General features: G+C 34.3%; 29 protein-coding genes. 13 read left to right on the top strand and 16 right to left on the bottom strand.

The features are described from left to right. Window positions 1-152: 152 nt before the first annotated feature. From QLS31_RS00150 to QLS31_RS00195, 10 genes are all read right to left on the bottom strand, one after another. Window positions 153-749, bottom strand: a complete 597-nt coding sequence (locus QLS31_RS00150) for a hypothetical protein (protein WP_282741594.1) — start codon at window positions 747-749, stop codon at window positions 153-155. 55 nt (window positions 750-804) lie between these two features. Then, on the bottom strand, window positions 805-1,185 hold the full coding sequence (locus tag QLS31_RS00155) for a Dabb family protein (RefSeq protein WP_282741596.1): 381 nt from the start codon (window positions 1,183-1,185) through the stop codon (window positions 805-807). A 138-nt stretch (window positions 1,186-1,323) separates the two neighbouring features. Beyond that, window positions 1,324-2,100, bottom strand: a complete 777-nt coding sequence (gene proC / locus QLS31_RS00160) for a pyrroline-5-carboxylate reductase (RefSeq protein WP_099713860.1) — start codon at window positions 2,098-2,100, stop codon at window positions 1,324-1,326. 145 nt (window positions 2,101-2,245) lie between these two features. Continuing rightward, on the bottom strand, window positions 2,246-3,598 hold the full coding sequence (mgtE, locus tag QLS31_RS00165; RefSeq protein WP_099713861.1) for a magnesium transporter: 1,353 nt from the start codon (window positions 3,596-3,598) through the stop codon (window positions 2,246-2,248). Then, a complete protein-coding gene (gene rsmA, locus QLS31_RS00170; RefSeq protein ID WP_282741598.1) occupies window positions 3,588-4,367 on the bottom strand; it encodes a 16S rRNA (adenine(1518)-N(6)/adenine(1519)-N(6))-dimethyltransferase RsmA in 780 nt (259 codons plus the stop codon). The genes mgtE and rsmA overlap by 11 nt, the downstream gene beginning before the upstream one ends. Window positions 4,368-4,531: 164 nt before the next feature. Then, complete coding sequence (locus QLS31_RS00175) at window positions 4,532-4,843, bottom strand: DUF4286 family protein (protein ID WP_099713863.1); 312 nt, start codon at window positions 4,841-4,843, stop codon at window positions 4,532-4,534. A gap of 67 nt (window positions 4,844-4,910) precedes the next feature. Continuing rightward, complete coding sequence (locus QLS31_RS00180) at window positions 4,911-6,686, bottom strand: tetratricopeptide repeat protein (protein WP_282741600.1); 1,776 nt, start codon at window positions 6,684-6,686, stop codon at window positions 4,911-4,913. A 93-nt stretch (window positions 6,687-6,779) separates the two neighbouring features. Continuing rightward, the gene (gene serS / locus QLS31_RS00185) at window positions 6,780-8,051 is read right to left on the bottom strand and encodes a serine--tRNA ligase (RefSeq protein ID WP_282729705.1); all 1,272 of its coding nucleotides are present in this window, start codon (window positions 8,049-8,051) and stop codon (window positions 6,780-6,782) included. Window positions 8,052-8,276: 225 nt separating this feature from the next. After that, on the bottom strand, window positions 8,277-8,816 hold the full coding sequence (locus QLS31_RS00190; protein ID WP_282741602.1) for a hypothetical protein: 540 nt from the start codon (window positions 8,814-8,816) through the stop codon (window positions 8,277-8,279). A gap of 68 nt (window positions 8,817-8,884) precedes the next feature. Next, entirely contained in the window at window positions 8,885-9,055 is a 171-nt protein-coding gene (locus tag QLS31_RS00195; RefSeq protein WP_282715589.1) for a hypothetical protein, read from the bottom strand. A 114-nt stretch (window positions 9,056-9,169) separates the two neighbouring features. Between QLS31_RS00195 and QLS31_RS00200 the strand changes: the two genes are divergently transcribed. Then, window positions 9,170-9,505, top strand: coding sequence for a nucleotidyltransferase domain-containing protein (locus QLS31_RS00200; protein ID WP_282741605.1), 336 nt, complete (start codon window positions 9,170-9,172; stop codon window positions 9,503-9,505). Next, on the top strand, window positions 9,474-9,806 hold the full coding sequence (locus QLS31_RS00205) for a HepT-like ribonuclease domain-containing protein (RefSeq protein ID WP_282741607.1): 333 nt from the start codon (window positions 9,474-9,476) through the stop codon (window positions 9,804-9,806). The genes QLS31_RS00200 and QLS31_RS00205 overlap by 32 nt, the downstream gene beginning before the upstream one ends. A 144-nt stretch (window positions 9,807-9,950) precedes the next feature. On the opposite strand, the gene QLS31_RS00210 is transcribed toward QLS31_RS00205, so the two are convergent. Genes QLS31_RS00210 through QLS31_RS00230 form a run of 5 tightly spaced genes read right to left on the bottom strand, consistent with a single transcriptional unit; the run spans window position 9,951 to window position 11,828 of the window. Next, entirely contained in the window at window positions 9,951-10,631 is a 681-nt protein-coding gene (locus QLS31_RS00210; RefSeq protein ID WP_282741609.1) for a hypothetical protein, read from the bottom strand. Further along, on the bottom strand, window positions 10,618-10,812 hold the full coding sequence (locus tag QLS31_RS00215) for a hypothetical protein (protein ID WP_282741611.1): 195 nt from the start codon (window positions 10,810-10,812) through the stop codon (window positions 10,618-10,620). The genes QLS31_RS00210 and QLS31_RS00215 overlap by 14 nt, the downstream gene beginning before the upstream one ends. Window positions 10,813-10,824: 12 nt before the next feature. Beyond that, window positions 10,825-11,235, bottom strand: coding sequence for a J domain-containing protein (locus tag QLS31_RS00220; RefSeq protein WP_282741613.1), 411 nt, complete (start codon window positions 11,233-11,235; stop codon window positions 10,825-10,827). Between the two features lie 9 nt (window positions 11,236-11,244). After that, window positions 11,245-11,640, bottom strand: coding sequence for a hypothetical protein (locus tag QLS31_RS00225; RefSeq protein WP_282741615.1), 396 nt, complete (start codon window positions 11,638-11,640; stop codon window positions 11,245-11,247). 17 nt (window positions 11,641-11,657) lie between these two features. After that, entirely contained in the window at window positions 11,658-11,828 is a 171-nt protein-coding gene (locus tag QLS31_RS00230) for a hypothetical protein (protein ID WP_282741617.1), read from the bottom strand. A 248-nt stretch (window positions 11,829-12,076) separates the two neighbouring features. Between QLS31_RS00230 and QLS31_RS00235 the strand changes: the two genes are divergently transcribed. The 8 genes from QLS31_RS00235 to QLS31_RS00270 all read left to right on the top strand — a co-directional run bounded on the left by QLS31_RS00235 (window position 12,077) and on the right by QLS31_RS00270 (window position 20,715). After that, a complete protein-coding gene (locus tag QLS31_RS00235) occupies window positions 12,077-12,304 on the top strand; it encodes a helix-turn-helix transcriptional regulator (RefSeq protein WP_282741619.1) in 228 nt (75 codons plus the stop codon). A 396-nt stretch (window positions 12,305-12,700) separates the two neighbouring features. Next, window positions 12,701-14,761: a methionine--tRNA ligase gene (metG, locus tag QLS31_RS00240; RefSeq protein WP_282741621.1), complete on the top strand. Its 2,061-nt coding sequence runs from the start codon at window positions 12,701-12,703 to the stop codon at window positions 14,759-14,761. 176 nt (window positions 14,762-14,937) lie between these two features. After that, window positions 14,938-15,525, top strand: a complete 588-nt coding sequence (locus QLS31_RS00245; RefSeq protein ID WP_282741623.1) for a transposase — start codon at window positions 14,938-14,940, stop codon at window positions 15,523-15,525. 62 nt (window positions 15,526-15,587) lie between these two features. Beyond that, a complete protein-coding gene (locus tag QLS31_RS00250; RefSeq protein ID WP_282741625.1) occupies window positions 15,588-16,277 on the top strand; it encodes an HAD family hydrolase in 690 nt (229 codons plus the stop codon). A 233-nt stretch (window positions 16,278-16,510) separates the two neighbouring features. Continuing rightward, window positions 16,511-17,773, top strand: coding sequence for an OmpA family protein (locus tag QLS31_RS00255; RefSeq protein WP_282741628.1), 1,263 nt, complete (start codon window positions 16,511-16,513; stop codon window positions 17,771-17,773). 211 nt (window positions 17,774-17,984) lie between these two features. Next, window positions 17,985-18,620 carry a chloramphenicol acetyltransferase gene (locus QLS31_RS00260; protein WP_282741631.1) on the top strand — a complete coding sequence of 212 codons (636 nt, stop codon included), beginning with the start codon at window positions 17,985-17,987 and terminating at the stop codon, window positions 18,618-18,620. Window positions 18,621-18,686: 66 nt separating this feature from the next. Next, a complete protein-coding gene (locus tag QLS31_RS00265) occupies window positions 18,687-20,078 on the top strand; it encodes a hypothetical protein (RefSeq protein WP_282741634.1) in 1,392 nt (463 codons plus the stop codon). Window positions 20,079-20,208: 130 nt separating this feature from the next. Further along, window positions 20,209-20,715: a ferritin gene (locus tag QLS31_RS00270; protein ID WP_282741635.1), complete on the top strand. Its 507-nt coding sequence runs from the start codon at window positions 20,209-20,211 to the stop codon at window positions 20,713-20,715. A gap of 334 nt (window positions 20,716-21,049) precedes the next feature. Here the strand turns inward: QLS31_RS00270 and ssb are convergent, their stop codons facing one another. After that, window positions 21,050-21,382, bottom strand: a complete 333-nt coding sequence (ssb, locus tag QLS31_RS00275; protein ID WP_099713873.1) for a single-stranded DNA-binding protein — start codon at window positions 21,380-21,382, stop codon at window positions 21,050-21,052. Between the two features lie 180 nt (window positions 21,383-21,562). Between ssb and QLS31_RS00280 the strand changes: the two genes are divergently transcribed. From QLS31_RS00280 to QLS31_RS00290, 3 genes are all read left to right on the top strand, one after another. Then, window positions 21,563-23,092 carry a bifunctional GNAT family N-acetyltransferase/carbon-nitrogen hydrolase family protein gene (locus QLS31_RS00280; RefSeq protein ID WP_282741638.1) on the top strand — a complete coding sequence of 510 codons (1,530 nt, stop codon included), beginning with the start codon at window positions 21,563-21,565 and terminating at the stop codon, window positions 23,090-23,092. Beyond that, a complete protein-coding gene (locus QLS31_RS00285) occupies window positions 23,089-23,436 on the top strand; it encodes a hypothetical protein (protein ID WP_282741641.1) in 348 nt (115 codons plus the stop codon). Before QLS31_RS00280 ends, QLS31_RS00285 begins: the two co-directional genes overlap by 4 nt. A gap of 103 nt (window positions 23,437-23,539) precedes the next feature. Continuing rightward, on the top strand, window positions 23,540-25,858 hold the full coding sequence (locus QLS31_RS00290) for a M28 family peptidase (protein ID WP_282742145.1): 2,319 nt from the start codon (window positions 23,540-23,542) through the stop codon (window positions 25,856-25,858). The last annotated feature ends 1 nt before the right edge of the window (window position 25,859 follow it).

A 25,859-nucleotide genomic window follows, 5' to 3' on the forward strand; every position in this document is an offset into this window, starting at 1 on the left:
TCTATTTTGCAATTAAACTGTATAAAAAAATTATAAAATATTTAGAAAAAAATTCTTAATCATACAATATAAAATCAAAAAAGGCTGTCCAAAAACAGCCTTTTAATTTGTATATGTAAAATAATCTAAATCTCAGATCGCTTTCTATTTTCCTAAAAGGTATATCCTATTCCTATGTGCAAATAAGGAATGTATTGATTTCTATTATACGTTCCATCTATATTCTGCACATTACCATTAACTGAATTCTCTTTCAAATACACCACACGATACCCAAACCCTAAAGCAGTCTCGTAAGTGAAATGATTTCCTATTTGGCGTTTTAAACCCCAAGTGGGAACAATAGCTAAATCAGCCGTTTTGGTTACGTTATCCGCTAAATTAATCACAAACCAGTCCGGGTGATAACTTGTCCTGATTGAAACATAATTGCCACTATTATTGGCTGTTTTTTTACCTTTTGCATTCCTTTTTTCCAGATTGTAATAAAATCTTGGTTCTACTGTTAGTACCGGTTGCAAAATAAAACCGACGCCATCGTAATGATCTCCAACCGTAAAATCCTTTTCAAGACCAATTTCACTTCGTAATGCGATGCTACTTGACAATTTGCTTTCATTGTTAAACCAAATTCCGGTGTGTACTCCAAATCCGGTTTGTATTCCAAAAATTGATTTTTCAACGGGTACTTCTTGAGCGTTTGCATTTAGATTGAATACTAAAACCAGTACTGTTATTACTTTCTTCATTTATTATACTTGTTGTTTATTATTTATGATTCAAACCTTTTTTGCAGATTTCTGTTTACTTATTAGTCCAATAATCAACTACGGTAACTTTATCTGGCGCGGGACTCAAAACAGCCACAAAAGCTTTGTGATCCGGATGAATTAAATACGCATCCCTATCGGCTTCACTGTTGAATGTTAAGGTAAAACAATGCGTCAAACCATTATTCAAGTTTTCAGGACTGTTATTGATTCCCCATTCATACGCTTTTATCAATTTGATTTTATGTTCCAAATTCCCAAAAGCAGTTACCACTTTATCAATTGCCGCCGCATCTGTACCGGGTTTCCAACCAAACATCACCACATGCCTAAGCACTTGTTTTTGTTTATTTTGTTGTGCATTTACAGTATAACTTGAAATTAAAATAAGGGTTAAAAGAAGTAGTTTTTTCATGGTAGTTTTTTTTCAAATATAGTATTTATTTGATTGTGTAAACAAATATCAATATTTGCGAAGCTTAAGTAAAAAAATTGCGCAAAGTCAGAGACATTTGCGCAGCTTATATAATCAAGATTTTACGGAACTAGAGACTTATCCTTTGATTTGTTTCAAGGACGTTTTGATTCCGCGTATCAAGGACGAACTAAATCCGTGCATTTCCATTTCGTTCAATCCGGCTATGGTACAGCCTTGTGGTGTAGTTACGCGGTCAATTAATTGTTCCGGGTGTACTTTTTCTTCCAGCAGCATTTCGGCAGCACCTTTTACGGTTTGTGCCGAAATGGCTAATGCGGTTTGCCAGTCAAATCCTATTTCGATTCCGGCTTGCATCGATGCGCGAATGTATCGCAACGCAAAAGCAGTTCCGCTGGCCGCAAGAACAGTTGCTGCATCCATTAATTTTTCGTCAATAATAGGAGCGGTTCCCAAACTCTGAAAAAGAGAAACTACATCTTGCGCTTTCTCTTTGTCTTTTTCGTGAAACGCAATACAAGTTGCTGATGCACCAAACTGTGCCGCAATATTAGGCATGATTCGGATGGCACTATTAGCAGCACCGATTTTGTTTTGTAAATTTTCTATGGACAATCCACTCACTGCCGACGCAATAATTTTATTCGAAATTACTGGAAGGATTTCGGCTAAAACGGTATCCACTTGGTACGGTTTTATAGTCAAGATAATGACATCGGCCTCCTGAATCTGATGGATATTATTCGTAGAAACCGTAGCACCTAATTTTTCAAGATACAGAATGCTTGATGTGTTTCTTCTGGTTACGGTAACTTGGTTTTCTGGTGAAAATTTTGATAGTCCTAATGCGATAGAAACACCTAAGTTTCCGCCGCCAATAATGTGTACTTTCATGCTGGTTGTGGTTTTTCCTTTCCCCTCCCGAAGCTTCAGGACTCTCCAAAGAAAAGTAAGCCGTTAGGGAAAAGTGTTGGTTGTGTAGTTATAGTTGTATTAGTTATTTTTTAATTTCTCTCTATTCTCTTAGTTCAATTCTTTCTTAAAATCCCAGAATCATTTTTGCTATCGAAAAATAAATCAGAATTCCGCAAATATCATTACTGGTAGTGATAAACGGTCCGGTTGCCAATGCGGGGTCAATGCCAAATTTATCGAGTAACAACGGAACAAAAGTTCCTATTAACGATGCAATAATAATTACCGACATCAATGCTATAGTAACAATAACGCCAATGATCAATTCGACATTCAACAGAAAATGACTTCCTAAAAACAATATCGTTGCCAAAATCAGTCCGTTTAATAAACTTAGTGACACTTCTTTGACCAATCTATTAAACAAGGATCCGCTCAACGTATTGTTAGCCAATCCCTGAACTATAATAGCTGATGATTGTACGCCTACATTTCCTGCCATTGCGGCAATAAGTGGTGTGAAAAAGAACAAATTCCCATGCTCAAACATCGCTCCTTCAAACAAGCCGAGCACTTTTACGGAGATAAAACCACCCAAAAGAGCCAAAACCAACCAAGGCAATCGTGCTTTTGTATGTTCAAAAATGCTGTCATCCGCTTCAACGTCTTGCGAGATACCTGCTGCCAACTGGTAATCCTCATCGGCTTCATCCTTGATTACGTCCACAATATCATCGATGGTGATTCTTCCCACTAATCGTCCCATTTCATCTACGACAGGAATGGCTTCTAAATCGTATTTTTGCATGATTCGAGCTACCTCAACATCTTCGGTATCTACTTTTACGGAGTTTAATTTTCGGATGTAAACATCACTTACCGGTGTTCTGGAAGAAGTGGTCAATAAATCCTTGAGTGACAAACGCCCTTTCAATCTATCTTCATCATCCACGACATAAATCGAATGGACTCTGGAGATGTTTTCGGCCTGAATGCGCATTTCTTTTACACACGTGAGGACATTCCAATTTTCATTGACTTTAACCAATTCCTTGTGCATGATTCCACCTGCGGTATCCTCATCATAACGCAATAAGTCAACAATATCTTTGGCGTGCTCAACATCCTGAAGTTCTGATATTACTTCGGCTTTCAAATCTTTCGAAAGCTCCGCAATAATATCGGCTGCATCATTTGTTTCCAGCTCATCTAATTCTTCCGCAATCTCTTTTGGCGAAAGCCTGCTTAATATATTTTCCCGCAAATCATCTTCTAGTTCCAGAAGAATTTCGGCGGTTTTTTCACTGTCTAAAACTTTAAAAATATAGGTCGCTTCATTAAAATCAAGCTCATCGAGAATTTCAGCAATATCAGCATGGTGCATATCATTCAATAACACTTCCAGTTGCTGGTCGTTTTTATTTTGAATGAGTTGCTCTAATTCCTGAATTAATTCTTTGCTGATTTTAAACTCCATCGGCTTCTATTTTTTGGGTGAGTTCTATGAACTGTTCTACATTTAATTGTTCTGGACGAAGGTCAAAAATTTTATCTTCTCTCAAACTATCCGACAAATTTAAGGTTTTTAAACTATTTCGTAACGTTTTGCGTCGTTGTTGAAAGGCCGTTTTCACTACCGTGAAAAACAATTTCTCACCACATGGCAAGCTGTAATCTTTCTTTCTGCGCAAACGTAAAACTCCCGATTTCACCTTTGGTGGTGGAATAAAAACATTTTCGTCAACTGTAAATAAATACTCGGCATCATAAAAAGCCTGAACCAGAACCGATAGAATTCCATACGCTTTTGTTCCCTTTTTTTCACAAATACGTTGCGCCACTTCTTTCTGGAACATCCCTGCAAATTCCGGAATCTGATCACGGTATTCCAAAGTTCTGAAAACAATTTGTGTCGAAATATTATACGGGAAATTCCCAATAATAGCGAATTGTTTCCCTTTAAAAACATCGTTTACATTGTATTTCAGGAAATCTTTAGAAATGATTCTGTCTTTTAATTTTGGATAATTTTGGTCCAAATACGTCACTGATTCCGTATCGATTTCAATAACGTACGTATTCACCGGTTTATCCAACAAATATTTTGTCAAAACTCCCATTCCCGGACCTATCTCTAACACATCATCATATCCTTCTAAGTTCAACGTGTCAGCAATGTCTTTTGCAATGCTTTCGTCTTTAAGAAAGTGCTGTCCGAGGTGTTTTTTGGCTGTTACTTTTTCCATGTTGTCATTGCGAGGCACGAAGCAATCTCGCTTTATTTTAAGTTTATTTTGGCACTAAGGCACAAAGTGTATTTTATTTCAAATTGGAGATCGCAGATTGCGACTTCAAGATTGTGGTTCAAAACGACAATCTGAATGTGATTGCTTCGTTCCTTGCAATGACTCTAAAAATCTGCAATCAATTCTAATTCTGTTCTAAAAGCAAGCATTTTGTCTCCAAACAACTTCGCACCTTCTTCGCGAAAAGCCGGCGCATCCTCCTGATAATATTTCTCCAAAGTTTCTTTGCTGTCTGTTGCGTATTGAACAGAATACGTTACTCCGCCCATTTCTTCTTCAATTAAAACCCGTACCATTCTAGCCGAAGAGAATTTTCCAGTAGCCAAAATTTCAGGAATGTGTTTGTATTGCATCCAAATCATCCATTGATCGTGAACGCTTTCATGTATGTTTGTGGTAACGTTGTATAGTATCATTTTTTTTGTTTAACTGGTTAATTGTTTAACTGGTTAATCGACTCAACAATTAAACAGTTAAACTTTTTTACAAATTAGTATCTCCTCGCAATTGTCTGAATTTCTTTCTGGCTTCCACAAAATAAATACTGTCCTGATGATTGAACAATACCTTTTCATATAATGGTTTCGCTTTTTCGGGTAACGATTGCTTGTTATAAATTTCTGCCGAAAAATACAACGCTTCATCTATGTAAATTCCGTCGCTATGTTGGTCAATAATCGTTTGGTATTGGCTTAAAGCCAAAGCAAAATCACCTTTCTTTTCATATACTTTCCCTAATCGCAACAAGGTCACAGCCTCTATTTCTTGTCCTTTATAGTTTTTCAAAATCATCTGAAACTGCGTTACCGCTTCCTGATTCCTGTTTTGATACAACAGATAATCTCCTTTTGCAAATTGCTTCAAAGCCGTTTGTGTCGAATCGGCAACAGTATTGTCGTTGATTAATAGAAAATATTCCAAAGCATCATTGGCAATCAACTGCGTATTCGCTGATTTCAATTCCTTAAATTGTTTCAATGCCCAAGCAAAATCGGTTTTGAAATAACTGGTTTTTGCGGCTTTCAAACTGGCTTCATGTGCCATTACATCATTCTTCAAATCCAATTCAATCTGCGAATAATAAATCAAAGCCTGATTGAATTTTTCTTCGTAAAGTAAAATATCTGCCAGTTCCATTTTGGCATTAGCCACTTCATAATCATTCAATTTCAATTCCAATGCTCTCTTAACAATTGCCTTTCCTTCCTCTGGTTTTTTCAAATTAAATGCTGTGAAATGTGCCTGAATCAGCTGCAAAGATAAGGTAAAAGGACTTATTTCAAATTGTTTCAACAAACCGTCTAATTCTGTGCTGATGGTTGCAAAGTCATTTTCGGATGCTTTTTCAATTTTCATGGTTACCAAATACGAATTCGCCTGGATCAGCAATTCTAAATCTTGTGTGTTTTCCAAGACAAATCCCAAAATTTCTTTAGCTGCTTCCTGATTGTCTTCTTCAATGGCCAGTTGCCCTAAATTCACAATATTGGCAAGCGATTCCGGATTGCGTTTGTAAATGGCTTTTTCCTGAATAAATGCTTTTTCGAATTCTTTTTGCTGTACATAAAACCAACTCAAATAATGGTTCCAAAAGAGATCTTGATTTTTCTGAGTCCTTAGAATTAATGCTTTGCGTAATATTTCATTAAAGTTTGCATCACCTTCGTCAGCCATAAAACGAACCAATTGATTTTGGATTCTAATGGAATTTTGAGGATTCGCAAACGCCTCGTCCAGAAAAGTGGAAATCATCATTTCCATATTAGACAATTGACCGTAAAGCAATCCTATTTGATAATTAAAATTAAAATTAGGCTCTAATTCTGTGGCGGTTTGGTAGGATTTCAGGGCATATTCGAGCAACACTTTTTTCTCAAAAGCGTTTGATATTCCGTAGACTTCATTTGGATTTTTTCTGATTCGGTCTAATGCTTGATCGTAGTACATCTTAGCCTTGGCATCATTTTTTTGCAACTGAAAATTATACCCTAATTCTACCAGAAGATTCCCTTGATTGTACTTGTTAAATCGTTCTTGAATGGCTTTTTCGGCACTTTCAAACTGCTGCAATTGCTGAGAACAATCTATTATTCTTAAGAAATACTGGGAATTTAATGGAATCTCTTGCAGCAACTCTTCATAGCTGATTTTTGCTTTTTCAAAATCGCCTTTGTCATAATAATACTGCGCTAATTGTTCGTTTTGAGAAAAACAAAGCAATGAAAAAAACAGGGTAATATGTAGAAAAATATTTTTCATCTTAAAAGTGTTCAGTATTCAGTGTTCAGTTTGCCAAACGGTGCATTGTCCAAAAAGCTAACTGAACACCGATCACTGAGGACTGAACACTAATTAATCTATAATATCAAACCCGCAATACGGACGTAAAACCTCAGGAATTACAATTCCTTCCGGAGTTTGGTAATTTTCTAAAATTCCAGCTAAAACTCTTGGCAAAGCCAATGCGCTTCCGTTTAAAGTGTGTGCCAATTGGTTTTTTCCGTCTTTATCTTTAAAACGCAATTTCAAACGATTCGCTTGAAAAGTCTCAAAGTTAGAAACGGAACTGATTTCTAACCAACGATCTTGCGCCGTAGAAAAAACTTCGAAATCATACGTCAAAGCCGAAGTGAATCCCATATCGCCACCACAAAGACGCAATATTCGGTATGGTAATTTCAATTCCTGTAATATATTTTTCACGTGTTCTACCATTCCGTCCAAAGCTTCGTACGATTTATCAGGATGTTCTACACGTACAATTTCCACTTTGTCAAATTGATGCAAACGGTTCAATCCACGTACATGCGCACCATAAGAACCTGCTTCACGACGGAAACATGGCGTGTAAGCCGTAGTTAAAACCGGTAATTCATTTTCGTTTAAGATTACATCTCTAAACAAATTCGTTACCGGAACCTCAGCCGTTGGAATCAAGTATAAATCATCAGTTTTATCGTGATACATTTGCCCTTCTTTATCCGGCAATTGTCCCGTTCCATAAGCGGATGCTTCGTTGACCATGTGTGGCACCTGAACTTCATTATATCCTGCAGCCGTATTTTTATCCAAGAAATAATTGATCAAGGCGCGTTGTAATCGTGCTCCTTTTCCTTTATAAACAGGAAATCCTGCGCCTGTGATTTTCACACCCAATTCAAAATCAATGATATCATATTTTTTTACTAATTCCCAATGCGGTTGCGCTCCTTCATGCAAAACTGGAATTTCCCCTTCTTCAAAAACGTTTAGGTTTTCCTCCGGTGTTTTTCCAACAGGAACAATATCAGCAGGAAGATTGGGTAACGTATATAATTTTTCTAAAAGTTCAGCGGCAAGCGCATCAGCCGTTTCAGCTAAAGCTTTGCTTTTCTCTTTGTTTAAAACGGTTTTTTCTTTTAGAATTGCGGCTTTCGCTTTCTCTCCGCCTTTCATCAATTCGCCAATATCTTTGGATAATTTATTAGATTCGGATAAAATGTTGTCTAGCTCCACTTGCGTAGCGCGACGTTTTTCATCCAGTTGTACCACTTCTTCAACAACACTTGTAGCATCGATGTTTCTCTTTGCCAAAGCCTTGATTACTTTTTCTTGATTCTCTCTAATAAATGCGATTTGTAACATAGCTTGATTTTTTTAACGCTAACTTTTATAATAATGGAAGCAAATTTAAGGAAATGTTTGATAGAAATGGGACAAAAAATTAGTCAAAAATCGAAAGTCATAAAGTCCAATACTAATGTATGATTCAAATGCCCTAATGTTTAATTTACATTGACAACAGAACTTCAAAAAAATAAATAAAAACAGGACTTTAAAAACTTTATGACATTGAACTTTTGACTTACTTTAGTCTCTTTTAATCTCGTGCCCCACAAATTCTTCTAAGGTTGCAAACATGTCGTCTACAGAAAGCACTTCAAAATCTGGGTGGGTTTTTAAGAAAGCAGCATTCAAAGTAACTAGATTTTCTTCTATTTCAAAAAAAATGTCGTTGTTAAGCAAATCTCGGATAGGATTTACGCCTTCCAATTTCCCTTTTAGGAATTTATTCAGCTTCACACTGCTCATCAGTTTTACTTTTTTGGATTGCTGTTGGAACAATTCCAAATGCTTTTCGGCACCAATTAATGCCAAACCTTCTTCGATTAATTCGTTTAATTCTTTATCCCAACCGGAATTGTATACAAACTGAGCAAAATTTCCTTCGGTATATTGTGAGGTATAATAATCTAAATAATAACTCATTATGGCATCTTCGTGAATCAAATCATCGTTCACACCTTCCTCACGCATTAAGTTGATTACTGAAATATTAGAGTGAATTACATCTTGGAGATTTTCACTGTTCATTGCTGTTTCTGAAATAATTATTCTACCGAATTCCATAGGTTTTGTGTTTGAATATGTGCTGCAAATTTCGGGTAAATAAAAACAGAAATGAAATACAATGCGATTTATATGACATCAGATTCGTCACTACTCTTTTTCTGATTCATTTTTGAAACTAAAGCTTTCAAACGCAACGCTTTTTCTTTTTTTTCTTCTTGAAGTTTAGCCTTTTTCCGATTGAGCAATTTGCTATGTAAAGCCTTATTTTTAGTGTTTTTTTCGGGTCCTTTTGCCATGATTTATAATCTTGTTTAATTATGGTTGTAAAGATATAAAAGAGACCACTCTTTCGGGACGTGTTATCTGTAAAACAGAAAATATCTTTTAAAAAAATAAACTATCTTAGCCTTATGAAAATGAAAGAGTCTATACAAATGAAATTAGCTGAATTTTTAACATTATGCAAAAGTCATAATGTTAAAAATATATATGCTTTTGGTTCTGCCGTGACTGAAAATTTCAATGATGAATCCAGCGATATTGATTTACTAATCGAAATTGACACCGAAGACCCAATAGAACGTGGTGAAAATTTGATGGATATTTGGGATAAACTAGAAGATTTTTTTCAAAGAAAAGTTGATTTATTAACTAATTCATCCATTAAAAATCCAATTCTCAGAAAAAATATAGACACTACAAAAATTTTACTTTATGACGGAAAAGAGCAAAAAGTATGTTTCTGATGTCTTAATGGCGATAACTTTAATTCGCGAATTTACTATTGACATTACTGATTTCAATACGTATGATAAAGACAGAAAAACTCAAAGTGCCGTCGAAAGACAATTGGTAATTATTGGAGAGGCTCTGAATAAATTAAGACTGATAGAAAATGAATTTGTAATTGAAAATGACAAACAAATTATTGGCTTTCGCAATCGTTTGGTTCATGCCTATGATAGCATTGATAATTCAATAGTTTGGGCAATTATAAATCGTCACTTAGAAAAATTGAAAGTGGAGATTGAGGGTTTAGGAAAATAAAGTTGTCATATTGGGAAGGGGTACAAAGTCGGAAAAACACATAGCACCTTGTGTTTTAATGATCATTTTGAGAGCTAAAAGACTTCACATACAGAGGACTCCGTAGCTTTTAGTGGAGTCCTCTGTTAGCTTCGCGGCTGACTGTTATTTAATATTTGTTATTCGATATGATTTTAATATGTTTGCAAATGTTGGTTCCCATTCTTCACTATCTGAAATTCTATGTTCAAAAGTCAAAATATGCATTCTATCATTATTCTGAAATAAATACATAGTACCCTTCACAGGTTTGTTTTGACCTAATCGTCTTTTGTAACCTAAAGTCATACAATTCATTCCGTTGATTATTGTTTTCTTTGCGGTATACCATTCTAATATTTCTGTATTTGCATTTATCGCAGATTGTTGAATTTCATTTTTATATGAACTATTCAAACTTTCTAAATCAGATACGGTTATTTTGCCGGTTTTGAGTTTTTCATAATCACCAACTGAACCTTGTTCTGTTCTTATAAATACTCTTGCACAAGTATTTAGGCTATTTTTATTTAATTTGTTTAATTCCTTTTGTTGAAAAATTACTTTTGATGCAGAGATACCATATTCAGCTTTTCCTTTTTCCATCATTTTTTTATAATTTCCTCCTTGAATTTCCATATTTGGAGGCAAATCAATATTTCCTAAATTCTCTAAATTTATTCTTTTCCAATCTTTGAGCAATACTTTGTTTTGTTGTGGAATTTGTGCAATAATTATTCCGTTAATACAACAAAGCATAAATAAAAATATTGATTTTTTTATTTCTATTTTTTTAATTTGTTTCATTTTTATCCCAAATTGTAATTGGTTTTAAGCAATTTATCCAAATCATTGCAATAATTGGAGAAACAAAACCAAAAAAGCCCCAACCTCCCGAATTTCTATTTAATTCTTTTGCTTTACTAGAGCAAACAAATGCTCCAACTATTCTTAAAACGAATAGTATTAAAAATACTCCACCTTCCATAATTTTATTTTTTTAAAAATTTATATTCAATTCATTTACGGCTCTTGATTTGAGTAATGTTAATTCCTTAAAATTTCGTTCGTTTTCTGAAATTTTCTGAAATATTTCTTCCGCAATTTTTTGTCTTGGTTCGTTTATAAATCTATCAGGATGACATTTTTTACTCAATTCTTTATATAATGGTCTTGCGTTATGAATACTATTCATAAGATTGGTCATATCTATATTGTTTTTTTTTGAATCTTTTATTTGTTTTGTTTCTAAATCAGATAATTCAAAAACTTTCTTTTTTGAATTCAGTTTATAAACTAAAAAAATAATAATTAACAACTCAATTAGAGTTAACCAAAACCAAATTGAATTAAAAATTGAAATTTTTTCAACTGAGACAATTTTTTCACCAACGCTTAATAATGTGATCATAATTTTTATTTATGTTAAAATTCCACCTAAATTTGAAAAATCCATCAATTTCCATTTACAACCATTGAAACCTGCATTGTCGTGAACTTCTAAAGTGTCCCAACCTAAAGAAATTAGTTTTCTTACCAACTCATCATTATCTAAAACTACTTTGCCAACTTCAATTAATTCACTTTTGCTTAATGCTCTTCCTGAAAGTGCTTTAATTCTAAATCCTCCACTCATCCATTTTGAAAAAGCATGTCTGTACGCACTTTCACCTGATGTTATTTTAGCTTCTAAAAGTGTAGGTGCATGACCAGCTATGTATGATTTTTTTCCTGCTCGATTAAAATCTCTTATCAATTTATAACGTTCCCCAACTTCGCCAAACCAATCAGCGATAACCATAATTTTATGCCACATACTATCTATTTTTAAATTTATCTTCCATTATAACTTCTTTCAATCTCTTCATTCGCATTATCTCTAATTTCTTTTTTTGCGGCAGCTTTAAAAATTATTATTGCAATAAAGATAATTATGTAAATTATCCATTTTAAATATTTTGAATTATCCGTTTCAAAACTTTCTGGTTCGTCAATTTTCTGCATACTTTATTTTAGTTATTCTTTTCGACAATCTTGCTATTAACTCTCATGTACTATTGTTTTTTAAAAAATTCCATTTCTATTATTTTTAAAGCCTATTTCTATTATTTTGCCTCAAATTTATACCTAATAAAATTCATTCCCTTACGGGAAACCTCATTGCAACGATATTTTTTAATTATTTTCAAATATAATAAAATTAGGACGCTTTTAAGCGTCCGTCAAAAATATTTTTGTTTTGACCTTTGAATATGGTTTCAGAGGAGAGTTTTATTATAAATCTTGGCGTATTTGTTAGGCAAATAAGAGAAAGAAAAAATCTATCTCAACAAAGTCTAGCGGATATAAGCGATTTACCTAAAACCACTATAGGCAGAATCGAAAGAGCAGAAATAAACACCACCATTAGAACTTTAGTAAAAATTGCCAACGCTCTGGAAATCGAGCCAAAAGAGTTGCTCAATTTTCAAATAAAATAATTTTTACGTTGCTCCTTATTCTGTTATTTCCCTACAAATTTGATTGTAAATATCGTCCGTACCTACGGCACTTTATGAATGTATCATCAAATGTGGTCGGATTAAAATCCATCCCTACAATATGTGCCAAGCCTACGGCTCTTTTAGGTGAGTGAAAGCTCCATAGGAACGATACATACTAATTTATTGGATAAAATATTCTTGAAATGCAGGATCCCCTAGCCCTGATAGCAGTGGAAATCCTTATGGCCGGGGTTCGGCCTATAAGATTGCAACGGATAGCGGGAAATAGCTCCAAATAAAACAAAAAATTCAATTTATTTACGCCAGTACGGACAAGTCGCGACTTGTCCCTACCATAAAAAATCTTATTTTTGCACTCAATAAAATTGAATCATGATACAGAATCCAAAAAGATATACCATTACAGCGGCATTGCCTTATACGAACGGACCGATTCACATTGGCCATTTGGCGGGTGTTTACGTGCCTTCGGACATATATTCCAGATATTTAAGATTGCAGGGAAGAGACGTTTTGTTTGTTTGCGGAAGTGACGAGCACGGCGTGGCCATTTCGATGAAAGCCAAAAAAGAAGGCATTACGCCACAGGAAGTAATCGATAAATATGATGGAATCATTCGTAAATCGTTCTCTGATTTTGGAATTTCGTTTGATAATTATTCTAGAACTTCGGCTAAAATCCATCATGATACCGCTTCGGAATTTTTTAGAAAACTGTATGAACAAGGGGATTTTATTGAGGAAGTGACCGAGCAATTGTATGATGCAAAAGCAGATCAATTCTTGGCAGATCGTTTTGTGGTGGGAACTTGCCCAAAATGTGGCAACGAAGAAGCCTACGGTGATCAATGCGAAAAATGCGGTTCTACCTTAAACGCTACGGATTTGATCAACCCAAAATCTACCATTACTGGAGAAACTCCGATTATGAAATCAACAAAGCACTGGTTTTTGCCTTTAGACCGTTACGAAGATTTCTTGAAAGAATGGATTCTCGTTGGACATAAAAATGACTGGAAACCGAATGTTTACGGACAAGTAAAATCGTGGATTGATGGTGGATTAGAACCTCGTGCGGTAACTCGTGACTTGGATTGGGGAATTGACGTTCCTGTTGAAGGTGCCGAAGGAAAAAAATTATATGTGTGGTTTGATGCGCCAATTGGCTACATTTCTTCCACCAAAGAATGGGCTTTACGCGAAGGAAAAGATTGGGAACCGTACTGGAAAGATCAGGATACAAAACTGGTTCACTTTATTGGGAAAGACAATATTGTTTTCCATTGCATCATTTTCCCAGCGATGTTGAAAGCGGAAGGAAGTTATATTTTGCCGGATAATGTGCCTGCAAACGAGTTCTTGAACTTGGAAGGAAACAAGTTATCTACTTCTAAAAACTGGGCGGTTTGGTTGCACGAATATTTGGAAGAATTCCCAAATCAGCAAGATGTTTTGCGTTATGCTTTGACATCAAATGCGCCGGAAACAAAGGATAATGATTTTACCTGGAAAGATTTTCAGGCGAGAAATAATAATGAATTAGTAGCGATTTACGGGAATTTCATTAATCGTGTCGTGGTTTTAACTAATAAATATTACAACGGAATTGTTCCGCAACCAAACGAACTTTCGGAAGTGGACGAAGCAACTTTAACCGAATTGAAAGCGTATCCAGCTGTTATTTCAAGTTCTCTGGAGCGTTATAGATTTCGTGAAGCGTTGAGCGAATTGATGAATGTGGCTCGTTTAGGAAATAAATATTTGGCAGACGAAGAGCCTTGGAAAGTTATCAAAGACGATCCGGAGCGTGTGCAAACACAAATGTATGTGGCGTTGCAAATTGCAGCTGCATTGAGCTCACTTTGCGAACCATTCTTACCATTTACAGCAAAAAAATTATCCAGAATTCTAAAAATAGAAAGTCCGTTGAACTGGAATACTATTGCTCAAAATTCAGATTTGATTCCGGCTGGACACCAAATTGGCGAAGCGGAATTGCTTTTTGCTAAAATTGAAGACGAGGAAATTCAAAAACAAATCGACAAACTGGAAGCGACTAAAACTGCTAATACTGCCGAAAACAAAAAAGCAGAACCGCAAAAAGAGTTAATTCAATTTGAGGATTTTGCCAAAATGGATATCCGTACAGGAACGATTTTGGAAGCCGAAAAAATGCCGAAGGCCAACAAGCTTTTAATTTTGAAAGTAGATACCGGAATTGATGTTCGCACCATTGTTTCAGGAATTGCCGAGAGTTTCAAACCCGAAGATATTGTTGGTAAACGTGTAACGGTTCTAGTCAATCTAGCGCCAAGAAACCTTCGTGGTGTAGAAAGTCAAGGAATGATTTTGATGACCACCAATGCTGAAGGAAAATTAGTTTTTGTAAATCCGGATACGGATGGTGTTGCGAATGGGGAGACAATAAATTAAATATTCATATATCCACGATTACGTAGAGACGTTGCAATGCAACGTCTCTATTTGTTTTAACCAAGAACCATTCAGAAATAATATAAAAATTTATTATATTCGTTATTATCAACATACAAGAGACAGGAGACGTTGCAATGCAACGTCTCTACCCGATAAATCCGAACGAAAATAATATGAATAACAAATTCCAAAATAAATACCGCATACCCTCTACCCGATTGAAAAATTGGGATTATGGAAATAACGGTACCTATTTTATAACGATTTGTACTCAAAATAGGGAACATTTTTTTGGTGAAATTATTTCTGTTGCAGACGAGAACAAAATGGAGTTAAATGAAATCGGAAAATTAGCTGAGCGATTTTGGGCTGAAATACCAAACCATTTCCCATTTGTTGAATTGGAAAATTATGTCATTATGCCGAATCACATTCATGGAATATTGATAATTAATAAAACGAATATCGTTGATAACATTGTAGAGACGTTGCAATGCAACGTCTCTACTGTGAATGCGAAAGAAACCATCAATAAAAAGGAACTGATGGCCGAGATTTCACCTAAATCGGGTACAATTTCAACCATTATTCGTTCATACAAATCGGTATTAACCAAAAACGCACATTTTATCCATGCTGATTTTGAATGGCAAACACGTTTTCATGACCATATTATTCGTGATTCCGAATCATTTGAGAGAATACAAAACTATATAGAAACCAATCCTGAACTGTGGAAAGAAGACAAATTTTACAACTAGACTAGTTGTAAGATTATATTCAGAAATAGCTTTTGTAATTATACCCAAAAACACAACATAATATGAACCTAAAAGTAATTGCTTTCGACGCCGATGATACCTTATGGATCAACGAAACCTATTTTGATGAAACGGAGAAGAAATTCTGTGGTTTGATGGAAGATTATTTATCGCATCAAGGAATTTCCAAAGAACTTTTTAAGGTAGAAATCGATAATTTAAGATTATACGGTTACGGAATCAAAGGCTATATTCTGTCGATGATTGAGGCCGCGATGACTATTTCGAATAATACACTTCCTGTAGAAATTATCGAAAAAATCATTCAATATGGAAAAGAATTACTGGAAAAACCGATTGTTCTATTGGATGGTGTCGAAGAAACTTTAGATGCTTTACACGGAAAATACAAATTAGTAGTTGCCACCAAAGGTGATTTATTAGACCAACGCCGAAAATTACACAATTCTGGTTTGGGGCATTATTTTCATCATATCGAAGTGATGTCGGACAAGCAAGAAATTGATTATTCTGATTTAATCAAACGTTTGGAAATACAACCTTCTGAATTTCTCATGATTGGAAATTCCTTAAAATCAGATGTTTTACCAGTTTTAGCCATTGGCGGACACGCCGTTCATATTCCGTTTCACACGACTTGGGCACATGAAAAAATCGACCATAAAGTGGAGCATGAAAATTTTAGTTCTTTCGAAAAAATAACAGAAGTACTAAAAAGACTGGAATATTAAAAACCTGTTTTAAATCTCTTTAATCATTAATAAAAGTGTTTTCAGCTAAAAAACACTTGAATTTAAAGTTAATATCTTTGTGTAATCTATAAAAAAAGTACAAAATATTGCTAAAAATGCAGTTGCTGACTTAGTTTATAGAATTAAAACTAATTCTTACATAATTAACTGTTTAAAATTTCATATTTAACAATAAGTCGTATTTTTGCATAAAATTATTAAACAATAAAATTATGAAAAAAATCATACTTACGTTAGTTTTTGCTTCTGCAATGACAACTTTGAGCGCTCAAACAGAAAATGTAGAAAGCGCAAGTACTGGAACTGAATTTAACAAATGGTCTGTTGAATTAGCTGGTGGTGTAAACAAACCTCAAAGACCTATGAGCTCTGGCTACTTTACTTCAACACCTAGTCCTTATGTTGTTGATCTTGGAGTTAGATATATGTTTAACAACAAATTTGGTCTAAAAGCTGATTTTGGATACAACAGCTTTGAAGGAAAAAACAATTCAGCTGATTTTGACACTAAATATTACAGAGTAGACTTACAAGGTGTTGCTAACCTTGGAAGAATCATGAATTTTGAAACTTGGACAAATACACTTGGTTTATTAGGACATGCTGGTTTTGGTTTAGCACAATTAGAAGACCAAAATTCTGCTTGGAAAGATAGAATGGGTAACTTTATGGCTGGTGTAACAGGTCAAATCAAACTATCAAACAGAATTGCTTTGACAGGAGATTTCACAACTATCCTTAATGCTACTCAAGATCGTGCTTTTGATGCTGTAAGCAATTCTGGCACAAGAGGTTTTGGAGGAATTCTTTTCAATGGTACAGTAGGTTTAACTGTTTACTTAGGTAAAAACGAAAAACATGCTGACTGGGTTATAGACCATGAAGGTAAATTTGACGCAATTGACGCAAGATTTATGGCTATTGAAAATAAAATGCTAGATTCTGATAAAGATGGTGTAGCTGATTATTTAGACGAAGAGTTAAGTACGCCTGCAGGAGCAATGGTTGATACTAAAGGAAGATCAATTGACAAAAACAACAATAATGTTCCTGATGAAACAGAAGCTTTTATCATAAAAAATTATGGTAGTACTACTAACAACTCTCCTCTTTTAACTAACAACGAGTTGATTACTAGTTTAATTAACGGTGGTTATGTTGCAGTTTATTTTGACTTCAATAAATCAACTCCAACTAATGTTTCTACAGAAGGGACTGATTTTATCTTAACATACTTAAGAAACAATCCTACTGCTACAATTGATATTATAGGTCATGCTGACGAAGTTGGAAGATCTGCATACAATGATAAATTATCTAATGCAAGAGCAAACAATGTGAAAAACACTTTAGTGAAAGCTAATGTTGATGCATCAAGATTGAATGTAATTGCTGCTGGTGAAGATACTTCAGTAGATATCGATTCAGAAAATGCAAGAAGATTAGTAAGAAGAGTTACTTTCAGAGTAAAATAAGCTACTTTTTTATATCAAAAAGCCCTAAAAGAAATTTCTTTTAGGGCTTTTTTTATGGTAGTTATTTTTGGTTTTTATCACAAAAAAAATCAACATTACAGCATTCGAAACATCCATTTTATAATTTGTTCGCAACAAAAGTTGGATGAAATGAATTCCAGATTTCAAAGAATAGCTGTACTTTTGAATCCTAAATAAAAATTACAAAATCTTGAAAACACTTTTAGATATAGAGAACTGGTCCAGAAAAGAACATTTCCATTTTTTTAGACAATTTGAAGAACCCTTCTTTGGCGCAACCGTAGAAATCGACTGCACCAAAGCCTACGCAACAGCAAAATCATTGAACACTTCTTTTTTTATCTATTATTTACACAAAACATTGGTTGCAGTCAATACTACCGAATCATTTCGCTACAGGATTACGGATGACCAAATATATGTTTGTGACCAAATTAATGCTTCTGCAACAATTGGTCGTAAAGACGGTAGTTTCGGATTTTCTTTAATCGAATACAACGCAGATTTTGAAATTTTTACTACAAATGCTTTGACTGAAATTGAAAGAATACAAAACACGACCGGTCTTTTTACCCGAACATTTACGGATGATAATGTAATCCATTTTTCGGCGATTCCATGGCTGGATTTCACTTCATTATCGCATGCGCGGAGCTATACTTTTCCAGATAGTTGTCCGAAAATTTCCTTTGGAAAAATGAAAATTGCTGAAAACGGAAAAAGAACCATGCCAATGTCTATACATGTGCATCATGGATTAGTTGATGGCTTACATTTAGGACAATTTGTAGATTGTTTTCAGGAATTGATGAATCGTTCGCTATAAAATTATTTGTTGAAATTTAGGAATGATTTTTGTAGGTAAAGCTATATGAAAAAATCCTTACTCTTCTTGCTCCTGATCTACAAATCAGCATTGTTTAGTCAAACAGTATTGACTTCTTATCCTTTAGATTTAAAAAAACATGAAGAAAACAATCAGATTTTAAATGCTGAAAACACAGTAACACATGATGTTTTTTCCTTTATAGCAAACACGCAAAATATTACTATTTTAAAATACAATAGCGCTTTATTCTTGACCAATCAATATACTGGTTCGTTCTTAAATTTAGAAAACAAATCAATAATTGGATATAGTTTTAGCGAAGATGGAAATCCAACTCTTTATTGGTCTTCAATGGATTTTAATGAAATTATAGTGATCAAATATTATTTAGAAAACAAAACTTTTAAGGCTTTGAAATTTAGATTTCCTTCTTCAAATCATTATGTTATAACATCTTTTCAGAAGGATAATTTATTCTATATCCTTTCTAAAAATCTAACAGAACAAACTTTAACTCTTTATGCTTTTAAAAACGAAAGAGCTGAAGAAAAAACATTTGATTTTTCAGACTTTATTTTTCAAAATAAAAACACGCAAAGAATACCTTTTAATAAAGTTATTGAAGCTTTTCCTATTGAAAAAATGGAAGTTGACGATTACAATCCGTTATTCAAAAGCACGCAGAAAAGCAAAGTTTATATGCTCGATGAGCGCATTATCCTAACATTAGATCATAATCCCAAAAAAACACAAGTCTTTGATCTTAATTTCAAAAATAATTCTATAACCGAAAAAAACTTCGCTCAACCAATTCCAAAAAAAGTAGCGCGATCATCAAACTCTTTTTTTTATAAAAACAGAATATTTCAGGTTAATGCCAATGTAGATGGGCTTTTATTTGATGTAAAAGACTATGATTCTGGTTTGACTATAAAAAACATTACTGTTTCTAAAAATGATACAATTCGCTTCAAAAACTCCCCATTATTAATACAAAGAGAGAATGGAAGGCCAAAAGAATTAAACAAAACGAAAAAATTCCTGCAGTATTTGTCTAATTTAGATATTGGCGTATCAGTTTTTAAAAACAAAAAACGCACTTTAATTACATTTGGAGGAACTCCAAAAAATGATTTTGTAGATCAATATTCAAGGAATAATGTCAGTTTTGGGCAATCCGACGATGAATTTGAGCAAATGTTACCGCAAAATAATTTTTCACCAAACATTCATACAGAAACTGTTTTTTTTGAAAGTAGCTGGGACAAAAATTTTGAGTTCAACAATCAGGAATCACCACCACTTGCTATTGATAATATTTCCTATTTTTTAAGGCAGCATAAAGAAGTGACTTTAGAAAAAACAATAAAATTTAAAGATTATTTTATTTTGGGTTACTACGACAGTGCCACAAAAAAATATGTTATGCGTAAATTTGAAGATGGATATAATTGAATATAAATCAACTTAATTAAAATATTTTTTAGCGAGAATGCTTAAATTTATTCCAAATGCATTATGTTTTCTCGGTTTCAAAAAAAAGGAAATGAATTATTTTTTGTAACTTTACTTAAAACTTACTGCCATGTTATCAAAAAATATAGAACACGCGCTGAACAATCAGATTCGAATAGAAGCTGAATCATCCCAAACCTATCTTTCTATGGCTTCATGGGCAGAAACTCATGGTTTGGAAGGAATTTCAAAATTTATGTATGCTCAATCTGAAGAAGAGAGGGTACACATGCTTAAACTAGTCCGCTACATAAATGAACGAGGTGGTCATGCTAAGGTTAGCGAATTAAAGACACCAAAGATCAGCTACGGAACATTTAAGGAAATGTTTGAAGAATTGTATAAACATGAAGTTTTTGTTTCTGATTCGATTAACAAACTGGTTGATATTTCCTTTTCTGAAAAGGATTATGCCACACACAACTTTTTACAGTGGTATGTAGCTGAACAAATTGAAGAAGAAGCTCAGGCAAAACTTATTTTGGATAAAATAAACCTGATTGGTGACGATAAAGGTGGTTTGTATTTATTTGACAGAGATATGCAACAACTAACTTTAAACAGTACACCTAAATAATCAAATATTGTTTAGCAAATAACTTGATTTTAATTTTTAGAAATTGAGTAAAAAGAAGAAAAATAAGGATACGAAAAAGGATAAAAAAAAGTTCCTTAAAAATGGATCTGCTAAAGAAAACCTCAAGTCTGAGTGTTGCGAAAAATATAAAAAAGGAGAACATAAACGTTGCAAAAACTGTCCAAAATTTGATTTACGCAAAAAAGACAAATAAACAATATCAGTTATAGTTTACCGTTCAATAATCCAAAAAAAAACCATCGATAATTATCGATGGGTTTTTTGTTTGGGTTCAGTTGTAATTTACAACATTACAATACTTATAGACTGAATATTACTTCCCTAAAAGGAGGACGTCATTTACCACTACTTCGGTAACATAGCGTTTCTCCCCGTTTTTATCATCATAACTTCTATGAGTTAATTTTCCTTCAATGGCAATTTCTTTGCCTTTAGTAACATATTTTTCAATAATTTCAGCTGTTTTTCCCCAAGCTACAAGCTTGTGCCATTGGGTTTCTTCTACTTTTTCTCCTTTGTCGTTTTTGTAGCTCTCGTTGGTTGCTAATGTGAAATTGGCTAATTTTTTTCCTCCGTCAAAAGTTTTGATTTCCGGATCATTTCCTACGTGTCCAATTAACTGTACTTTGTTTCTTAATGTGCTCATGGCGTGTAAAATTTAAATGTTAGTGTATATTTTGTTGAATCGTTCTTTCAAATCAACATTGCAAAGATGCGGAGACTTCCAAAAAGTATTCGGTTACTAACTATTTACTTTCGGTTGTAACTATTTGTAAACGTTTGTAAATGGAAAAATTTAGTTATATTTGATGGAAATCAACTTCTTATGCAAGCCAAAATAAACAAAGTAGAATTACGAAATCTAGAATTTAACGACTACAAAGAGTTAAAAAACTCCATGGTAGAATCGTATCCGGAAATGGTTGGTTCTTACTGGAGAGAACATCATATTGAAAAATTATTAAGCCTTTTCCCTGAAGGTCAATTGGTAATTTTAGTTGATGGCAAAGTGGTTGGCTCAGCATTATCGCTTATTGTTGACGAAAGTCTGGTCGACAAAAATCATAATTATTCTGATATAACAGGAAAATATACGTTCTCTACCCACAACCCGAAAGGAGATGTTTTATACGGAATAGATGTCTTTATTCATCCAAATTATAGAGGATTACGCTTAGGCAGACGCCTATATGATGCTCGAAAAGAATTATGTGAACAATTGAATTTAAAAGCAATTGTTTTTGCAGGAAGAATTCCTAATTATGGACAACATGCAAAAAAACTTACTCCAAAAAATTATATCGAAAAAGTAAAAAGAAAAGAACTTCACGATCCCGTACTTTCTTTTCAGTTGAGTAATGATTTTCACGTGATCCGAGTAATGAAAAACTACTTGGAAGGTGACTCTGATTCCAAAGAATTTGCCGTTTTACTGGAATGGAATAATATCTATTACGACGAAAGTCCAAAATTAATAAACCTCGAAAAAAGCGTTATCCGACTGGGATTGGTACAATGGCAGATGCGTCAATTGAATAATCTGGAAGCTTTGTTCGAACAATGCGAATTTTTTGTCGATGTTGTTTCTGGCTATGGAAGTGATTTTGCTTTATTTCCGGAACTGTTTACAGCGCCGTTGATGGCGGATTACAACCATTTATCTGAAGCCGAAGCCATACGGGAATTAGCCAAACATTCTGAACCCATTCACAAACGCTTTCAAGAATTAGCCATTTCTTATAACATAAACATCATTACAGGAAGTATGCCGTATTTAGAAAACGGCACGTTATACAATGTTGGTTTTCTTTGTAAAAGAGACGGAACTTCAGAAATGTATGCTAAAATTCACGTCACTCCAAACGAAGTGCAACATTGGGGAATGACCGGAGGATCACAAATAAAGACTTTTGAAACCGATTGCGGAAAAATAGGTATCGTGATTTGTTATGATGTAGAGTTTCCTGAACTTTCCCGATTAATGGCTGATGAAGGAATGAACATCTTATTTGTACCATTCTTGACTGATACTCAAAATGCCTACACAAGAGTCAAACATTGTGCACAGGCCAGAGCAATTGAAAACGAATGTTACGTGGCTATAGCCGGCTGTGTTGGAAATCTTCCAAAGGTGAACAACATGGACATTCAATATGCCCAATCTGCGGTGTTTACACCATCGGATTTTGCCTTTCCAAGTAACGGAATAAAAGCCGAAGCTACTCCGAATACTGAAATGACCCTAATTGTAGATGTTGATTTGAATTTATTAAAGGAACTTCACGAGCATGGAAGTGTTCGAATTCTTAAAGATCGTAGAACAGATTTGTACGAAATTAAAAAAATAAATCCATGAAAACCTGCCTAGAATGTGGAGAGAAAATTGTAGGTCGCGAGGATAAGAAATTCTGTAGTGACGGTTGCCGTAATACCTACAACAATAAAATAAACAAAGACAGTACTAACTTTATGCGCAACATCAACAATAAGTTACGCAAGAATTACCGTATTTTGTCAGAGCTTAATGTTGAAGGGAAATCAAAAACCACTCGGGCAAAACTCCTGAGCAAAGGTTTCGATTTTGAGTTTTTTACTAATATTTTACAAACCAAAACTGGAAACACCTACTACTTCCTATATGATCAAGGCTATATGCTTTTAGACAATGATTTTTACATGCTAGTCAAAAAAGACATATAAATACCACAACCCCAAACCTATTTAACCAAAAATGAAAAAAGATTATTCCTCAATTTTTGCCGGTTTATTTATCTTAGTAATTCTAGGATTGATTTATTTCACCATGATGCCACATTGGACTTCAGATGAAGAAGGTTCTCTTTCTGAATTTTCGACCAAAAGAGCTTTGAACCAAGTGGAAGCCATTTCAAAACAACCTCATTATGTAGGTTCCAAAGAACATGAAATGGTTGCAAATTATCTCGTAAAAGAGCTGAACAAGTTAGGACTGGAAACTTCTGTTCAAGAAGGATACACCTTGAGCGATTGGGGAAATTTGGTACAATCAAAAAACATATTGGCTCGCATAAAAGGAACTTCTAGTTCTAAAGCTTTGTTATTGCTTTCCCATTATGACAGCGCGCCACATTCCTACTCTAAAGGGGCAAGTGACGCAGGTTCCGGCGTAGCGACGATTCTAGAGAGTGTTCGTGCTTTTTTATATTCTAAAACTCCTCATAAAAATGACATTATCATTCTGTTTTCAGATGCGGAAGAATTAGGATTAAATGGCGCAGCATTATTTGTAACCAAACACCGTTGGGCAAAAGAAATAGGTTTGGTGCTTAATTTTGAAGCGCGTGGTTCATCCGGACCCAGCTATATGTTGATGGAAACCAACAAGGGAAATGCAGGGTTAGTAAAAGAGTTTGCTGCTGCAAAAGCGACTTTTCCCGTTTCAAATTCCTTGATGTACAGCATTTATAAAATGTTACCAAACGATACTGATTTGACTGTTTTCAGAGAACAAGGCAATATTCAAGGGTATAATTTTGCTTTTATTGATGACCATTTTAATTATCATACCGCTCAGGACGACATCAATCATTTGAACAAAAACACGTTAGCGCATCAAGGCACTTATTTAATGCCATTGCTGAACTATTTCTCAAATGCCGATTTAAATACAACACAAGCCAGCGAAGATTACGTCTATTTCACCATTCCGTATACATTTATAAGTTATCCTTTTAGCTGGGTTTTACCAATGGTGGTAATCGCATTGGTGCTATTTGTTTTCCTATTATTTTTAGGAATAGCCAAGCGTATTTTATCATTTCGCGAAATTGGAAGAGGATTTATTCCGTTTTTAGGTTCATTGATTGTTACTGGATTAATTACTTTTTTTGGATGGAAAGGATTATTAGCCGTTTACCCGCAATACAATGATTTACTCAACGGATTTACATATAACGGACACGCTTACATTGCAGCATTTGTACTTCTGGCTTTGGCGATAAGCCTAGTGTTTTACAACCGTTTTTCTGCGAAGAAAGTGACTATGAATCATTATGTAGCGCCATTATTTATTTGGATTGTCATTAATGGAGGGCTAGCTTTTAGTTTACAAGGAGCTGGATTTTTGATTATTCCTGTCTATTTTGGATTATTTTTATTCGCTGCATTTATCATTACCCAAAAATCCCGTAAAATACTAAGTCTTATTTTTAGCATTCCGGCCTTGATAATCATAGCGCCTTTCATCCAGATGTTTCCTGTAGGTTTGGGATTAAAAGTGTTGTTTGGAAGTGCAATTCTTACCGTTTTGACATTCACATTATTGTTGCCTGTTTTTGGGACTTTCGCCAAAAAAGGAATTTGGTCTTTAGTGTTTTTTATGCTTGCCATTGGCTTTTTTGCGAAAGCGCATTCTGAATCTGGTTACGAATATGGGAAAGCCAAATCAAACAGCTTACTGTATGTCTATGATGCCGATACGGACAAAGCCAATTGGGTGACGTATGACACCAATCTTGATTCCTGGACCAAAAGCTATTTGGGTGAAAACCCAAAAGACGCAGCCATTTTGAACGAAACACCATTGTTTAGCAAGTACAATTCCGGTTTTACGTATGCTGCCGAAGCTCCTAAAAAAGACAATCTAAAACCAAGTATAGTGTTTCTGGAAGACAGAATTGTAGGCAATCAAAGGTATTTGAAAATAAAAATTTCCCCGAATCGAAACGTCAACCGCTATGATATTTTTGCCAATGAAAAAATGGTGATTCATAATTTCAAAGCGAATGGCGTGACCACATTAGGCCAAAAAAATTCACTTTACCAACGAAAAGGAAAGAAAATATTGAGTTATTATGTCGTTGGAAATGCACCTTTAGAAATGCAGTTCAGTGTAAATTCCTCAACGGTTTTCGATATGGAATTGATGGAAAGTTCTTTTGATTTAATGACTAATCCTTTATTTGGAATAGCCAAAAGAGAAAATTGGATGATGCCAACACCTTTTGTTTTGAATGATGCGGTAGTAATCAAACAAAAAATAAAACCGACACTAGTTGTGGTTGCAAATGCTTTGGATACAGCTATCAATCCTGTGACTAAGGATAGTTTAACAGTTGTAAACGACAGTTTGAAAGTCAAATAAT

Origin of the sequence: Flavobacterium sp. XS2P24, assembly GCF_030010285.1 — a bacterium.
In the GTDB taxonomy this organism is placed as follows: domain Bacteria; phylum Bacteroidota; class Bacteroidia; order Flavobacteriales; family Flavobacteriaceae; genus Flavobacterium; species Flavobacterium algoritolerans.

What these genes read in the sequence shown, in the direction of transcription:
- QLS31_RS00150 (WP_282741594.1), bottom strand. Translation starts at nt 749, where the DNA reads ATGAAGAAAGTAATAACAGTACTGGTTTTAGTATTCAATCTAAATGCA.
- QLS31_RS00155 (WP_282741596.1), bottom strand. Translation starts at nt 1,185, where the DNA reads ATGAAAAAACTACTTCTTTTAACCCTTATTTTAATTTCAAGTTATACT.
- proC (WP_099713860.1), bottom strand. Translation starts at nt 2,100, where the DNA reads ATGAAAGTACACATTATTGGCGGCGGAAACTTAGGTGTTTCTATCGCA.
- mgtE (WP_099713861.1), bottom strand. Translation starts at nt 3,598, where the DNA reads ATGGAGTTTAAAATCAGCAAAGAATTAATTCAGGAATTAGAGCAACTC.
- rsmA (WP_282741598.1), bottom strand. Translation starts at nt 4,367, where the DNA reads ATGGAAAAAGTAACAGCCAAAAAACACCTCGGACAGCACTTTCTTAAA.
- QLS31_RS00175 (WP_099713863.1), bottom strand. Translation starts at nt 4,843, where the DNA reads ATGATACTATACAACGTTACCACAAACATACATGAAAGCGTTCACGAT.
- QLS31_RS00180 (WP_282741600.1), bottom strand. Translation starts at nt 6,686, where the DNA reads ATGAAAAATATTTTTCTACATATTACCCTGTTTTTTTCATTGCTTTGT.
- serS (WP_282729705.1), bottom strand. Translation starts at nt 8,051, where the DNA reads ATGTTACAAATCGCATTTATTAGAGAGAATCAAGAAAAAGTAATCAAG.
- QLS31_RS00190 (WP_282741602.1), bottom strand. Translation starts at nt 8,816, where the DNA reads ATGGAATTCGGTAGAATAATTATTTCAGAAACAGCAATGAACAGTGAA.
- QLS31_RS00195 (WP_282715589.1), bottom strand. Translation starts at nt 9,055, where the DNA reads ATGGCAAAAGGACCCGAAAAAAACACTAAAAATAAGGCTTTACATAGC.
- QLS31_RS00200 (WP_282741605.1), top strand. Translation starts at nt 9,170, where the DNA reads ATGAAAATGAAAGAGTCTATACAAATGAAATTAGCTGAATTTTTAACA.
- QLS31_RS00205 (WP_282741607.1), top strand. Translation starts at nt 9,474, where the DNA reads ATGACGGAAAAGAGCAAAAAGTATGTTTCTGATGTCTTAATGGCGATA.
- QLS31_RS00210 (WP_282741609.1), bottom strand. Translation starts at nt 10,631, where the DNA reads ATGAAACAAATTAAAAAAATAGAAATAAAAAAATCAATATTTTTATTT.
- QLS31_RS00215 (WP_282741611.1), bottom strand. Translation starts at nt 10,812, where the DNA reads ATGGAAGGTGGAGTATTTTTAATACTATTCGTTTTAAGAATAGTTGGA.
- QLS31_RS00220 (WP_282741613.1), bottom strand. Translation starts at nt 11,235, where the DNA reads ATGATCACATTATTAAGCGTTGGTGAAAAAATTGTCTCAGTTGAAAAA.
- QLS31_RS00225 (WP_282741615.1), bottom strand. Translation starts at nt 11,640, where the DNA reads ATGTGGCATAAAATTATGGTTATCGCTGATTGGTTTGGCGAAGTTGGG.
- QLS31_RS00230 (WP_282741617.1), bottom strand. Translation starts at nt 11,828, where the DNA reads ATGCAGAAAATTGACGAACCAGAAAGTTTTGAAACGGATAATTCAAAA.
- QLS31_RS00235 (WP_282741619.1), top strand. Translation starts at nt 12,077, where the DNA reads ATGGTTTCAGAGGAGAGTTTTATTATAAATCTTGGCGTATTTGTTAGG.
- metG (WP_282741621.1), top strand. Translation starts at nt 12,701, where the DNA reads ATGATACAGAATCCAAAAAGATATACCATTACAGCGGCATTGCCTTAT.
- QLS31_RS00245 (WP_282741623.1), top strand. Translation starts at nt 14,938, where the DNA reads ATGAATAACAAATTCCAAAATAAATACCGCATACCCTCTACCCGATTG.
- QLS31_RS00250 (WP_282741625.1), top strand. Translation starts at nt 15,588, where the DNA reads ATGAACCTAAAAGTAATTGCTTTCGACGCCGATGATACCTTATGGATC.
- QLS31_RS00255 (WP_282741628.1), top strand. Translation starts at nt 16,511, where the DNA reads ATGAAAAAAATCATACTTACGTTAGTTTTTGCTTCTGCAATGACAACT.
- QLS31_RS00270 (WP_282741635.1), top strand. Translation starts at nt 20,209, where the DNA reads ATGTTATCAAAAAATATAGAACACGCGCTGAACAATCAGATTCGAATA.
- ssb (WP_099713873.1), bottom strand. Translation starts at nt 21,382, where the DNA reads ATGAGCACATTAAGAAACAAAGTACAGTTAATTGGACACGTAGGAAAT.
- QLS31_RS00280 (WP_282741638.1), top strand. Translation starts at nt 21,563, where the DNA reads ATGCAAGCCAAAATAAACAAAGTAGAATTACGAAATCTAGAATTTAAC.
- QLS31_RS00285 (WP_282741641.1), top strand. Translation starts at nt 23,089, where the DNA reads ATGAAAACCTGCCTAGAATGTGGAGAGAAAATTGTAGGTCGCGAGGAT.
- QLS31_RS00290 (WP_282742145.1), top strand. Translation starts at nt 23,540, where the DNA reads ATGATGCCACATTGGACTTCAGATGAAGAAGGTTCTCTTTCTGAATTT.